A 13862-nucleotide genomic window follows, 5' to 3' on the forward strand; every position below is an offset into this window, starting at 1 on the left:
ATGACCGCCACGTCCGATCACGTCGCCGGTCCTGACCTCGCTCCCGGCAGCGTGCTCGGCGACCGCTATCGCATCGACGCCGAAATCGGCACGGGGGGTATGTCGAGCGTCTACGCGTCGACCGATCTGCAGCTCGGGCGCCCCGTTGCGCTCAAGGTTTTTCGCGCGGAGTTGGCCGCGGGCGACGGTATGAGCCGGCACCGCGACGAGGTCGACCTGCTCGCCTCGCTCAACCATCCCGCCCTCGTCACCCTGTTTGATGCGGTCAACGATGTCCCCGTGCCGGGCGGCGCAGCGCTCGTGCTCGAGCTCGTGGACGGCGACGACCTTGGCCGCATGCTCGAGGACGGGCGCATGCCGAGCGACCAGGTGGCAGTCATCGGCGCCACGATCGCCGAGGGGCTCGCCTACATCCACGATCGCGGCATCATTCACCGCGACGTGAAGCCGGGCAACATCCTCGTTCCGCTCACCGCTGAGGGCGAAACCGCTCCGCGCGCGAAACTGGTCGACTTCGGCATCGCCCGGCTCATTGACGCCGACGGTAAGACCGGTACGGGCGCCGTGCTGGGCACCGTGCACTATTTGAGCCCCGAGCAGGCTCTCGGCTCACAGGTCGGGCCTCCGAGCGACGTGTATTCGCTCGGTCTCGTGCTGCTGGAGGCCCTCACGGGGAGACGCGCGTTCGACGGAACCGGCATTGAGGCGGCCGCGGCCCGAGTGAGCCGCGACCCGAACCTGCCGACCGATCTGCACGTCGGCTGGGCGTCCCTCATTGGGCGGATGACCGTCCGCGAGCCCGACGAACGGCCGAGTGCGCTCGACGTCGCGCGCGAACTGCGCGTGCTCGCCGAGGTGCCCGCGATGCCCATTGAGGATGCCGCGACGGCGCCGGTCGCGGTCGTCACGACCGCGGGCCTCGGCGCGGGCGACGACGACTCATCCGCACCGGACGCGACGGCGGCCCTCGACAGTGCCGCCCCGACGGCTGCCACCACACCCCTGCCGTCCCCCGCCGGAGGCAAGGGTCGGGAGCACCACGACACGGACGGCGCCACGCGCGTATTGCCAGCCGTGCCCGACCCGAGCGTTCTCGCCCCGCCCGACGCCTCCGCGCGTCCCCCGCGCCGACTCGCGCGCGGCGCGCTGATTGCCGCCGCGATGATCGTGCTCTTCGTGGTCGGATTTGCGGGGTTCGCGACCCTCGCCGCGCTCACCCAGCCCGCCGGTGCCGAGGGCGCCGGTGAGGGCGTCAGCTACCCGGCCGTCGAGGGCGGGCTGGGCGAACAGCTCGAGAGACTGCAGCGGAGCGTGGCACCGTGAGCGCGCGCACAGCAGTGGGCCCGGCTCGCCGACGCACTGTCATCGGCGCTGTCGTCGCAGCAGCCCTGTTACTCGGCGGCTGCGCGAACGCGCCCGCGTATGACCCTGACACGGCCGAGCAATTGCAACAACAGGTGCTCGATGTGACGACCGCGAGCGCGGAAGGCGCCTACGACGTGGCGCGCACGGGCCTTCTCGAATTGGAGGCAGACGCGCGCGACGCGCACGCGCGCGGCCTCATCACCGCCGAGCGGCTCGACAGCATCCTCGCCGCGATCGTGCTCGTGACCGCGTCCCTCGACGCCGAAATCGCCGCGGTCGAACAGGCCGAAGCGGAACGTCTGGCCGCCGAAGAGGCCGCGCGGGCCGCCGAAGAGGCCGCGCGGGCCGCCGAGGAGGCGCGCCAGGCCGCGGAGCAGCAGGAAGCCGCCGAGCGCGAGCAGCGCGGCAACGATAACCGCGGTGGTGAGGGTCGCGGCGGCCGTGGCCGTGACGACGACGGCGACTAAGACGCGATAAGCGCGTCGGCTTCCCGACGCGCCCACAGCTCGGCCTCGAGCACGCCGTCGAGCGTCATCGGGTGCGCGTCGTGTCGCTCAACGACCCTCTCGACCGTGTCGAGAATGTCGAGGTAGCCAATTCGGCCGTCATGGAACGCGTGCACCGCCTGCTCGTTGGCGGCATTAAACACGGCCGGGTAGGTCGCACCGGCCTCGCCGACGCGCTTGGCGAGCCGCACAGCCGGGAACGCGTCGTCATCGAGCGGCTCAAAGGTCCAGGTGCTCGCGCTCGTCCAGTCGAGGGGGGCGCCCACCCCCGCGACCCGGTGCGGCCAGTCAAGGCCGAGCGAGATCGGCAGCCGCATGTCGGGCGGCGAGCACTGCGCGATCGTCGAGCCGTCGACGAACTCGACCATTGAGTGCACGATCGACTGCGGGTGGACCGTTACGTCGATGCGCTCGTAGGGCACGTCAAAAAGCAGGTGCGCCTCGATGACCTCGAGCCCCTTGTTGACGAGGGTCGACGAGTTGGTGGTGATGACCCGCCCCATGTCCCACGTGGGGTGCGCCAGCGCCTCCGTCGGCGTCACACCACGCAGCGACTCACGCGTGCGGCCGCGAAAGGGCCCGCCGCTCGCCGTGAGCACGAGTCGGCGCACCTCGTGCGCCTCGCCCGCGAGCAGGGCCTGCGCGATGGCCGAGTGCTCGCTGTCAACCGGCACGATTTGCCCGGGATGCGCGCGCTCGGTCACGAGGGAACCCCCGACGATCAGGCTCTCTTTATTCGCGAGCGCCAGCGTGCGCCCCTCCTCGAGGGCGGCGAGAGTGGGGGCGAGGCCGACGGAGCCGGTGATGCCGTTCAGCACCACGTCGCACGCGACCGAGCGCACGAGTTGTGCGGCTTCCTCCGCACCGAGCGCGACATGCTCGACGCCGACCGCGGCGGCCTGCTGCTGGACAAGCTCGCGGTTACGGCCGGCAGCGAGGCCGACGACACGAAAACGGTCGGCGTTCGCGGCGACCACCTCGAGCGCCTGCACGCCGATGGAACCGGTCGAGCCGAGAATGATCACGTCACGCATGGGACCATCCTGCCCGACCGGCACCGAGCATCCTGACCGGGACTAGCCGGCCGTGCCGAGGATGTCGACGACGAAGACAATCGTGTCGTCAGGGCCGATGCCGCCGTCGGGCGTGCCGCCCTGCGGGCCGTAGCCGAGCTCCGGCGGAATGACGGCGATGATCTGCGAGCCGACGCTCGAGCCGACCAGCGCGTCACGGAAGCCCGGGATCACGCCACCCGTCGGGAACTGCGCGGGCTGGCCGCGCTCCCAGCTCGAGTCGAAGACCTCGCCGGTGTTCCAGTTGATGCCGGTGTAGTGCACGGTGACCGTCGCGGTCTCGGAGACCTCGTCGCCGTCGCCCTGAATCAGCACGGCCTCCTGGTACTCGGCCGGAGGCGCGGCGTCGGGGATGGTGATGGTCGGGGCGCCGTTCTCGTCGAGCTCAACGGTCGGGAAGCCCTCCGGCGCGTCCTGCGCGTCGCCCTCGGCCCGTGCGAGCGGCTCGGGGAGGATGCGCACGATGTCGGCGACAAACACGAGCGGCTGGTCGGCCTCGAGGCCGAAGTCAGGAGCGCCCGCCTCACCGAACGCGTCGACCGGCGGGATGACGCCGACGACGCGGCTTCCCTCCGTCGCGCAGGCGATGGCCTTCGACAGGCCGGCGAGCACGGGGGATGCCGAGTCGACGAGAAGCTGAACGGTCTGCTCGCCCGTGAACGTCGATTCAATCTCTTCGCCCGAGTCGCCGTTCAGAATCGCGTACGACAGGTCGACGACGTCGCCCTCGGCGACCTCCTCGCCCTCACCCTCCGACAGCACGGTGACCTCGGTCGTCTCGGGCGCCAGGGTGTCGGTGACGTCGACGGTCGGCGCGCTGCCGAACTCGCCGGTGACGCTCACCGCGTCGCTTGAGGGGCCCGCGGTGGCGCACTCCGACGCGGTGGGCTGTGACGCGTCATCCGGGGCGGTCTCGTCGGCCTGCGGCGTGCACGCGGCGAGCCCGACGAGCAGGCCGGCGGCCACGAGGCTGGAAACTAGCGGGAAACGGCGCACGGGTGTCCTCTACGGGGTTCGGCGGCGGGCACGGAAGCTCCCAGTCTGCCACCGCCGCGTTGGAAACTGCTCCACGGGCAGATCGCCCGCCGCCCACTGGGTCAGCCCGCGAGCACCGTGCGCGGCTCGTGCCGCACGGGAAACGCGACCGAGTTCGCGATGAAACACAGCTCGGCGGCGCGCGCGTGCAAGGCGTCAGCCACCTCGGGTGAGCCCGCGGCGATCGTGACGACCGGTCGCAGGACCGCCTCGACCAGGGCTCCCGAGCTATCGGCGCGGGTTTCCAGCGTGCCCGAGGCTGCGTCAACGTAGCCGGTGACCACGACGCCGGCGTCGGCGGCGACGTGCAGGTAGCTGAGCATGTGGCACTGGGCGAGCGCCGCGATCACCAACTCTTCCGGGTTCCAGCGATCGGCGTCACCGTGAAAAGTGCGGTCGGACGACCCGTCAATCGCGTGACGCTTCCCGTCCGCCCGGATGCTGTGGTCGCGCCCATAAGACCGGTACGACGCGGTGCCCTCGCCCCGATCCCCCGTCCAGGTCACGGTGACGGCGTAGCCGTGCTCGCGCATGCGTCTCCCCCTCTGACCGCCGCGGCGCGGCAGTACGCTCGATTTCATCATGAATGAGCCCGTAACCGCGTCGCCCTCTCTCGAACCACTCGATGTGGCAGGCTGCGCCGAGCTCGCCGTGATCGAACGCTCGGGCGTCATCGAGTCACGCCACATGGGGGCGGCCGCCGTGGTCACGGCGACGGGTGAGCGTCTGCTGACCGTCGGCGATGTCGACGCCACGATCTTTCCGCGGTCGACGCTCAAACCGCTGCAGGCCATCGCCCTGCTGGAGGCGGGCGCCACGTTTGCCGACGACGAGCTGGTCCTCGCGACCGCCAGCCACTGCGGATCGCCCGACCACCTCGCCGTGGTCGAGCGCATGTTGGCCGCCGACGGCCACTCCCCCGACGCCCTGCAGTGCCCGGCCGACTGGCCGCTCGGTGCCGCGGAGCGCGCGGCCAGGCGCGCGTCGGGGCTCGGCCCCGCGCCACTGGCGATGAACTGCTCGGGCAAACACGCAGGGTTCCTCCGCGCGGCTGACGCGCTTCGAGCGGCGGGCGATGCGAGCGCCGAGCCGTCCCGTTATCTCGACCCCGCGCATCCCCTGCAACGCCGCATCACGGCCACGATCGAACGGATGCTCGGCGAAGCGATCAGGCACACGGGCGTTGACGGGTGCGGAGCCCCGATGCACGCCGCCTCCCTCGCTGCCCTGGCGAGGGCGATCGCGCGCGTCGCGTCGGCCGAAAGTCCGGAGGCCGCGCAGCTCATGCGGGCTGTGGCGGCCGAGCCGTGGGCGATTGATGGCCAAGGCCGGGCCAACACTCGCGTCATCGAGGCGCTCGGCGGAATCGCCAAGATCGGCGCCGAAGGCCTCGTCGTCATCGGCCTGCCCGGCGGCATCGCTGTTGCGGTGAAGGTGCTCGATGGCGGGATGCGCGCCACGACCCCTGTCGCGCTCGAGCTGCTGAGCCGCGTGGGCGCCGTCGACCCGGCTGTCGTCGCGCAGCTGCGCGCAGAACTCGACCCCGTCATCACCGGCGGCGCGGACGTCGTCGGCGGTCTGATCGTGACCGCGTGACGACGCCCGCGCGCCGAGTGATGTAGCTGCCGCTTAGGCGTTGGCCCGCTGACGGCGGCGAATGGCCGCCCCGACCTGCGCGATGATCACGAGCAGGATCGCCAACAGGAATACGGCAGAGGCAATGACGTTCGCCTCGGCAGGGATGCCGCGGGCGGCCGCCGTGTAGATGAAGCTCGGGAACGTGACCTCGGCACCACGGTTGAAGTTCGTGATGATGAAGTCGTCGAAGCTGAGCGCGAACGACAGCAGCGCCGCCGCGATGATGCCGGGCAGCAGCAGCGGGAAGGTGACCCGCCAGAACACCTGCTGCGGCGAGCCGTACAGGTCGCGACCGGCCTCCTCGAGCGCCGGGTCGAGCCCCGCAACGCGGGCCCGAACCGTGACGATCACGAAGCTGATGCAGAACAGGGCGTGCGCGATGATGACCGTGCCCAGCCCCTTCGGCACGCCCGCCTGCAGGAACTGCGCGGCAAGACCCGCACCCAAGACAACCTCGGGCGTGGTCAGCGGCAGGAAGATCAGCAGCGTCGTCGTGTTGCGGAACCGGAACCGGTACCGCACGAGCGCGATCGCGATCATCGTGCCCAGCACGGTGGCGATGAAGGTCGCCGACACCGCGATCAGGATCGAGTTGCCGAAGGCCTGACACACGTCTTGTGCGTCGCAGACGTTCAGCCAGTTGTCGAAGGTGAAACCGCGCCAGATGATGTTCGTGCGTCGCGAGTCATTGAACGAGAACACGATCGTGTAGACGATCGGGATCATCAGAAAGACGAGAGCGATCCCCGAGTAGACCCAGATCGCGTACTTTCCGAAGCCTCTCACAGCAGATCCTCCGTCCCGCTGCGCTTCACGTAGATGGCAACCAGCACCAAAATCACGGCCATCAGCACGATCGACAGAGCGGCCGCGGCCGGGTAGTTCTGCAAGACGAGGAAGTTCGCCTCGATGACCGTGCCGATCATCGCCGTCTCGGTCGAGCCGAGGAAGTCGCGGGAGGCGTTGATGTAGTCGCCCGACGCGGGGATGAACGTCAGTAGCGTGCCCGAGATCACCCCGGGCGCCGCGAGCGGCAGCGTCACGGTGCGGAAGACGGTCGCCGGATTGGCATACAGATCGCCACCCGCCTCAACGAGACGCAGGTCGAGACGCTCCAACGTCGCGTAGATCGGCAGCGTCATGAACGGAATGAAGTTGTACGTCAGACCGAACACCACCGAAAAGGCGGTTCCCGTAATCGACTCGCCAGGGCCGAGGAGTCCGATCGCGTTGGCCAGGCCCGCCACGGGGCCTTCAATCGCGAAAATCTGCTTCCAGGCGAGGGTGCGCAGCAGGAACGAGATGAAGAACGGGGCGATGACGAGCACCAGGGCGAGTGCCTGCAGCAGCGGGAAGCGGCGCAGGGTGATGCCGATGAAATACGCGAGGGGGAACCCGATCAGCAGCGCGAACAGGCTCGCGAGCGCCGCGTAACCGAACGCTCGAGCCGCCTGCACACCGTAGGTCTCGAGCACGAAGACGTAGTTCTGCCAGTTGAGAGCCTGACGATACTCACCGAAGAAACCGCCGGGCACGGGCTCTTGCAGGCTGGTCAAGACCAGCGAGATCAGGGGCGTGACGAAGAAGAGGACAAGGAAGAGGACGCCGGGAAGCAGAAGGAAGAGCGCGATCGGCGAACGCTTACGCGCTGACTCATCGACCTTCTGCTCGGCGGCGGAGAACGCGGTGAAGGCCATGCGTTAGCCCTCCTCGAGCTCCGCCTTGAGCTGCGCGCGGCGGCGCGTCGCGATCGACGTCGTGGGGGTGTCGTCCACAAAGCGCGGCGCGTCATGTTCGACATCGCCCTCGTCAGCGAGCCCGAAGGTGTGCTCTGCCGACCAGCTCAGCCACACTTCGTCGCCGTCTCGGTGCATGCGCGAGATGCTCGTGTTCTGCTCGAACACCGTGATCGTCGAGTGCCCGGGGAGCGCGATCTCGTATTGCGTGCTCACACCGCTGAACGACACATCGGTGATCCGGCCGGGGCCCAGGATGTTCGTGCCGGCCGACTCGGCAACAGCGCCTGTTGACAGGGTCACCTTTTCGGGCCGCACGCCCACCGTGATCGTGCCGCTGTGGCGCGCGGCGCGGTCTTTCGGGACCACAATGGGCGCACCCTGACTGTCGACCGTGACGCTCTCGGCGTTAGACGACACGACCTCGCCAGTGAAGAGATTCGACTGACCGAGGAAGGTGGCCACGAACGCCGTGCGCGGCAGCTCGTACAGCTCTTGAGGAGCACCCATCTGCTCGATCTTGCCCTTGTTCATCACGGCGACGGTGTCGGCCATGGTCATGGCCTCCTCCTGGTCGTGGGTGACGTGCAGGAAGGTCAGTCCCACCTCCGACTGGATGTCCTTCAGCTCAACCTGCATCTGACGCCGCAGTTTCAGGTCGAGGGCCCCGAGGGGCTCGTCGAGCAGCAGCAGCGCGGGTCGGTTGACGACCGCGCGCGCAAGCGCTACGCGCTGCTGCTGCCCACCCGAGAGTTGCGACGGGCGTCGACTTGACACGTGGTCGAGCTCGACCAGCTGGAGCGCCGCGTGCGCCAGCTTCTGGGCGTCCTTCACCCCGCGACGCTTGAGCCCGAACGCGACGTTCTCGATGATCGTCATGTGCGGGAACAGTGCGTAGCTCTGAAACACCGTGTTGACCGGGCGCTGGTACGCCTTGGTGTCTGTCACGTCCTTGCCGCCGATCAGAATCCGTCCGTCGGTCGGTTCCTCGAGCCCCGCGATGAGGCGCAGGGTCGTCGTCTTGCCGCAGCCGGACGGGCCGAGGAGGGCGAAAAATGAACCGGCCGGGATCGTGAGATCCAGATCGTCGATGGCCGTGAATCCGGGGAAGCGCTTCGTGATGCCGACGAGTTCGAGGTCGGCACCCGCTTCCGCGAACTCTCGGGGCGAAACAGCACTGTTCGACACCGTGGTGTGCTCCTTGGGGTGATGATCGGGCGGCGACTGCCGGCGCTACGCGCCGAGCAGCACCGACTGGAAGGCGGCCTGGAACTCGTTTTCCTCCTGGGCGGTAAGGCCGCGGAAGATTGCCGTGTTCGCGAGCGTCTCCTCGTTCGGGAAGATGAGCTGGTTCTCGGCGAGCTCGGGGTCGATGGCCTCCATCGCCTCGCGTGCTCCCTCGACGGGCGTGATGTAGTTCACCCACGCGGCGACCTCGGCGGCCACCTCCGGCTCGTAGTAGTAGTTGATGAGCTGTTCCACGTTGGCCTTGCGCGGCGAGCCGATGGGAACGAGGAAGTTGTCAGCCCAGAGCGTGCCGCCGGCCTCGGGGATCGCGAACTTCCACTTCTCGTAGCCCGCTTCGAAGTTCAGCAGCGTGATGTCACCCGACCACGCGATCGCGGCCAGGGTGTCCTCGTTGACGAGGTCCTCGGTGTAGGCGTTGCCGCGAACGTTGCGGATCTGTCCGCCCGTGACCTGCTCGCGGAAGATGTCGAGCGCGGCGTTGAACTCGTCAGCGCTGAAGTCGCCCGAAATGTCGACGCCGTTGTTCAGCATGATCAGGCCGATCGTGTCGCGCATCTCCGACAGCACGCCGACGCGACCCGTGAGCTCAGACGACCAGAGGTCGTCGACGCTGCGCAGTTCGCCCACCTGCTCGGTGTTCCAGGCGATGCCGGCGAAGCCACCCTGCCAGGGCAGCGAGAAGCGGCGACCCGGGTCGAATTCGGGGTTCTGGAGGTCGGGCGACAGGTTGGCCGCGTTCGGGATGTTGTCCTTGTTGAGCTCCTGCGTATAGCCGAGCTGGATCCAGCGGGCAACCATCCAGTCGGTGAGGCAGACCGTGTCGGCCCCGATGTCTTGGCCGAGCGCGAGCTGGTCGCGCACCGTGGCGTAGTAGGAGTTGTTGTCGTCAACCGTGATGTTGTAGTTGACCGTGATGCCGGTCTGCTCCTGGAAGGCCTCGAGGGTCGGGTAGCCGCCCTCTTCGTCCTCGTCGATGTAGAAGGGCCAGTTCGCCCAGTTGATCGTCGGGTCCGACTCGGAGATGTCCTCGGCGGCCTCGACCGCTCCACCACCGGTCGAGCAAGCGGCAAGGGCAAGCGCCGTGGCTCCGGCGCCGGTGCCCGCGAGCATCGTTCGGCGACTCAACTGGGCCCGTTTGGCCTGCGCAATCAAACGGCGGACCATCGGGTCTTCGGGAAGCGGACGGTTCATGGCGCTGCTCCTTTGGTCGTTCAGGTACGTCACTGTCCTGGCGGCTGTGGTGAGACTGATACTGACACACGGGCTACGCGTATCGCACCCCGTCATGCTCGATTCGTCCATTCTGAAACATAAATTTCACGAAATCAGCACTTCCAGGCGAAAATGGGTGCGGAATCCATCGTCAAACAGCGCTACAGTGGTGCCGCAGCGCGGCGTGGCGCCTCGGCGTTCCCGCGCGCATCCGCACCCCTGATGAGGAGTTCCGATGAGAATCGCCGTCCCTGCCGAGGTCAAGAACAACGAGTTCCGCGTCGCGATTACGCCCGCGGGCGTGCACGATCTCGTCGCCAACGGACACGAGGTGCTCGTGCAATCCAGTGCTGGCACCGGGTCGTCTATTCCCGACGAGGCCTACGCGGCGCAGGGAGCGCAGATCGTTCCGGACGCCGCGACCGCCTGGGGCGAGGCCGAGCTGTTGCTGAAGGTGAAGGAACCGATCGCCTCCGAGTACGGCTACTTCCGCGACGACCTTGTGCTCTTCACCTACCTGCACTTGGCAGCAGAAGAGGCGCTCACCCGCGCACTGCTTGAGGCACGTGTGACCGCCATCGCCTACGAGACGGTTCAGCTCCCCAGCCGCGCGCTCCCGCTTCTGGCCCCCATGAGCGAGGTTGCCGGGCGCCTGTCCGTCATCGTCGGCGCCAACGCGATGATGCGACCGAACGGCGGGCAGGGGCTGCTTGTTCCTGGCGTGCCGGGAACACACCCGGCGAACGTTGTTGTTCTGGGCGGCGGCGTTGCCGGCACGAACGCCGTGGCGATGGCCGTGGGCCTCGGCGCCGATGTCACCGTGCTCGACACGAACCTGCAGCGACTGCGCGAACTGGACGCTCTGTACGCCGGCCGCGTGAAGACCATCGCGTCAAACGGCTACGAGATCGATAAGGCCGTCGTGGCCGCCGACCTCGCCATCGGTTCGGTGCTCGTGCCGGGAGCCAAGGCCCCGAAGCTCGTGAGCAACGAGCTCGTCTCACGCATGAAGCCTGGCAGCGTGTTGGTGGACATCGCGGTCGACCAGGGCGGTTGCTTCGCGGACACGCGCCCCACGACGCACGCCGAGCCGACCTTCACGGTGCACGACAGCATCTTCTACTGCGTCGCCAACATGCCGGGTGCGGTGCCCGCGACGTCCACGTACGCGCTGACGAACGCCACTCTCCCCTACGTCCGCGCCATCGCGAACCACGGATGGCAGGCCGCGCTGCGCGCCGACGCCGCCCTTGCTCTGGGACTCAACACACACGCGGGCGAGGCAACAAACGCGGCGGTCGGTGAGGCTCACGGGCTCGCGTCGATGTCTCTCGCTGACGCGCTGGCGTAACCGGCTCGCGACGCACTCACTGGTGCGAGGCGTCACTCTCACGAGGGTTCAGGTGGCGTGAGACTCGGCCAACGACCGCGCTCAAGCCGCGGCGAGGTTGCTTGACCGGGGTCGACGAGCCAGACCTCTCCCCGTGCGATCGGAGGCGCCTCGATGCGCGCCCCGAGGAGGGCCCGAGCGTCTGCGGCATCGAGCGCATCGAGAACGATGAGCGCGGTTCGCCGCAGTTCGGCGAAGAGCCCCCACGCTCGCTGCCAGTCGTCGGGGTGACCGACGATGATCCCTGTCTCGGTGTGGGGCGCGACCGCACGCCCGGGGTCGAGAGCAACCACGGGCCGATCGGCGGCCACGGAGGCGAGCGCGGACAACACCTGGTGGGGGCGGCTTGAGACGACCGCGAGCACGCCCGGGCTATCGAGCGGTGACCGAACGGGCACCGAGACGGGTTCACCCATCCACGGGGAATGGGGCGCTGCCGGGGACGCCACGATCGCGGTGGTCGTGGCGAGCGCTCGGGGGCTTGCGCTGAACACCTGCACCACGCTGCCGTGCCACCACCCGCGACCAGCGGGGAGGCGGACATCGTGATGACCGCGCGGTGCGCCAGCCGCCGCGTGGTCATCGGCGTCGAGGGCGCGCAACGCGAGGCGGGCACCAACGCGACCGCTCGCCCACCGTGCCGATGACGAGGCCGTACCGAGATCGACGGCGATTGCCCCGCGGCGTTCGCGCACGCCGCGAGCCGCATCATCGAGGCGCGCGAGCAGCGTCGCAGCGTGATCGTGCGGCGCTGTCTCGAGCATCGCACCGAGCCCATCGATCACGACCAGAGGGCGAGCGTCGGGGGCGCACGCAGAGTCAAGTCGTTCAAGCGTGTGGACAGCGTCGACCAGGTTGTCGGGAACCTTCACGACCGCCCACCCTGCCGCGCGCCCCGCAGCCGCCACACTGGCCAACGCTGTACTGCGGCCGCTGCCAGGGCAGCCCGTAATCCCGAGCATTCCATCGCGGGCCGGGCGCCAGAGGGCGGGCGCCCAGCGTTGAGACGCAACGTCGTCCACGAGTCCCCATACGAGCTCATCGTCGTCGGGGCCGCTGCCGCAGGTCGCGACGGCCGCCGGGTCGTCGCGACTGATCGACACGGGAAGGGGCTCCGACCACGGCGATGAGGTGTCGGCCTGATCGGAGAGGTAGCGCCTCGTTTGCTCTCCGACCGCGGCGATGTCCGCGTCGGCGACGAGCGCGGTCTGCACCGCGTGCACCGCTCCGTCGCGCATCACCACCGCCCGCCCGCGCGGCGCTTTATCGAGACCGACGACGGGCTGACCGAGCAGTGCGCGAGCGTCCGCCCCATCTGTTGTGCGAAACAGCACGCGGATACCGCAATTCACCGTGATCTGATCGTGCACAACACCGCCCGGGCGCTGAGTGCACAACACCAGATGCATACCGAGCGATCGCCCGCGCGCCGACAAATCGGCGAAAACCGGAGTCAGCTCGGGGTGGTTCTGCAGGAGCGCCGCGTACTCGTCGACCACGATGAGCAAGCGCGTGAGCTCTGATGGCATGTCGGCGATGTCGCGCGCGTGACTCGCGGCGAGCACGGTCTCCCGCCGGCGAATTTCGGCCCGTAGGCTGCCCAACGCCCGGTCGGCCAGTGCTGCGTCGAGGTCGGTGATCAGCCCGACAGAGGTGGGCAGGGCGTGCAGATCAGAGAAGGTTGCGCCGCCCTTGAAATCGACGAACAGCACCCGCCAATGTTCGGCCCGACGAGCTGCAGCGAGCGACAGAGCGCGCAGAAACTCGCTCTTACCGCTGCCCGAGGCGCCGCCCACGACGATGTGCGGACCCTCGGCCACGACATCGAGGTGAAAGGGGCCATCCGCGGTCCGGCCGATGGGCAGGCTGGGGCCGTTGCTGACCGGCAACTCAGCGAACGTGCAGTGCATTGGCGGCATGGCGGCCGCCTGACGGGAGCGGTGGGCGCGGTATTCAGCGGCGAACGGCAACACCGCGTCTGCGGTGTGCCGGGTGCCGTCGGCCGTCTCGATGGTGAGGTGCGCAAGCTGCGACACCGTCACGGTCGTCACACCTCGTTGCGGTGGCTCGGCCTGACCAATCTCTTCCGTACACCACTCGCGCAGTCGTTCGGCGATTGGACCCGAGCCGACGATGACGAGCGGTGCCCGCGGGACGGTGACGGGCATCCGCGGATTCGTCGCGGCAAGAGACGCCAACTGCGCGCGCCGTGCGCCGACCGCATCGGTGACCGGTGGCGGCGCGTCACGGAGGACGCCGCTCGGCCCGGGTGCCGCACCCACGACCAACGCGTCGTCTGATGCGTGTGCGGCCACGAACGCGTGCAGGCTTTCGTCCGCGTGCGACTGCTCGAGCTGCTCGAGGAATGTCGCGCACTCGCGAGCGAATCTCTCGCTGTCGCGGCGCGAATCGCGTCGGGCTGTTCGACGACTCTCAATGCTCGACGCAATGGCGATGATGGGGCTGAGAGCGGCAAAGACGAGCACGTACGGCGATCGGATGATGAGCCCGATCACCACGGCCGCCACGAGCGGTGCGATCACCGCGATGACCGGAAACGGCGGGCGCGGACGCTCGGGAGGAGGCTCAGGCAGGCGCAACGTCACCCGCGCAGTGCACCAGACAATGTGCCCTCGACCCGCCCCGCCCGTGGTGCCCG

At 68.6% G+C, this 13862-nt stretch carries 12 protein-coding genes; 4 read left to right on the forward strand and 8 right to left on the reverse strand.

The features are described 5' to 3' along the window. Together EV141_RS01725 and EV141_RS01730 are read left to right on the forward strand one after the other, a co-directional pair. Entirely contained in the window at positions 1–1323 is a 1323-nt protein-coding gene (locus EV141_RS01725; RefSeq protein WP_130484245.1) for a serine/threonine-protein kinase, read from the forward strand. Continuing rightward, the gene (locus EV141_RS01730) at positions 1320–1832 is read left to right on the forward strand and encodes a hypothetical protein (RefSeq protein WP_130484246.1); all 513 of its coding nucleotides are present in this window, start codon (positions 1320–1322) and stop codon (positions 1830–1832) included. The genes EV141_RS01725 and EV141_RS01730 overlap by 4 nt, the downstream gene beginning before the upstream one ends. Here EV141_RS01730 and dxr read toward each other — a convergent pair. The 3 genes from dxr to EV141_RS01745 form a co-directional block, all read right to left on the reverse strand. Then, positions 1829–2905: a 1-deoxy-D-xylulose-5-phosphate reductoisomerase gene (gene dxr, locus EV141_RS01735; protein ID WP_130484247.1), complete on the reverse strand. Its 1077-nt coding sequence runs from the start codon at positions 2903–2905 to the stop codon at positions 1829–1831. The genes EV141_RS01730 and dxr overlap by 4 nt on opposite strands. Positions 2906–2947: 42 nt before the next feature. Next, positions 2948–3940 carry an FKBP-type peptidyl-prolyl cis-trans isomerase gene (locus EV141_RS01740; RefSeq protein ID WP_130484248.1) on the reverse strand — a complete coding sequence of 331 codons (993 nt, stop codon included), beginning with the start codon at positions 3938–3940 and terminating at the stop codon, positions 2948–2950. 101 nt (positions 3941–4041) lie between these two features. Next, on the reverse strand, positions 4042–4512 hold the full coding sequence (locus EV141_RS01745) for an OsmC family protein (protein WP_130484249.1): 471 nt from the start codon (positions 4510–4512) through the stop codon (positions 4042–4044). Between the two features lie 49 nt (positions 4513–4561). Between EV141_RS01745 and EV141_RS01750 the strand changes: the two genes are divergently transcribed. Beyond that, positions 4562–5575, forward strand: a complete 1014-nt coding sequence (locus tag EV141_RS01750) for an asparaginase (protein WP_130484250.1) — start codon at positions 4562–4564, stop codon at positions 5573–5575. 33 nt (positions 5576–5608) lie between these two features. Here the strand turns inward: EV141_RS01750 and EV141_RS01755 are convergent, their stop codons facing one another. From EV141_RS01755 to EV141_RS01770, 4 genes are read right to left on the reverse strand one after another with little or no spacing between them, the layout of a single operon-like run. After that, complete coding sequence (locus EV141_RS01755) at positions 5609–6343, reverse strand: ABC transporter permease (RefSeq protein WP_130484833.1); 735 nt, start codon at positions 6341–6343, stop codon at positions 5609–5611. Between the two features lie 56 nt (positions 6344–6399). Further along, positions 6400–7314, reverse strand: a complete 915-nt coding sequence (locus tag EV141_RS01760; RefSeq protein WP_130484251.1) for an ABC transporter permease — start codon at positions 7312–7314, stop codon at positions 6400–6402. A 3-nt stretch (positions 7315–7317) separates the two neighbouring features. Then, positions 7318–8541, reverse strand: coding sequence for an ABC transporter ATP-binding protein (locus EV141_RS01765; protein ID WP_130484252.1), 1224 nt, complete (start codon positions 8539–8541; stop codon positions 7318–7320). A 45-nt stretch (positions 8542–8586) separates the two neighbouring features. Further along, positions 8587–9792 carry an ABC transporter substrate-binding protein gene (locus EV141_RS01770; RefSeq protein WP_130484253.1) on the reverse strand — a complete coding sequence of 402 codons (1206 nt, stop codon included), beginning with the start codon at positions 9790–9792 and terminating at the stop codon, positions 8587–8589. Positions 9793–10048: 256 nt separating this feature from the next. Here EV141_RS01770 and ald point away from each other — a divergent pair, with 256 nt between their 5' ends. Then, positions 10049–11164: an alanine dehydrogenase gene (gene ald / locus EV141_RS01775; RefSeq protein WP_130484254.1), complete on the forward strand. Its 1116-nt coding sequence runs from the start codon at positions 10049–10051 to the stop codon at positions 11162–11164. Between the two features lie 38 nt (positions 11165–11202). Here the strand turns inward: ald and EV141_RS01780 are convergent, their stop codons facing one another. Next, positions 11203–13809: an FtsK/SpoIIIE domain-containing protein gene (locus tag EV141_RS01780; protein ID WP_157985478.1), complete on the reverse strand. Its 2607-nt coding sequence runs from the start codon at positions 13807–13809 to the stop codon at positions 11203–11205. Positions 13810–13862: the final 53 nt, after the last annotated feature.

Origin of the sequence: Microcella putealis (assembly GCF_004216575.1) — a bacterium.
Lineage (GTDB): Bacteria > Actinomycetota > Actinomycetes > Actinomycetales > Microbacteriaceae > Microcella > Microcella putealis.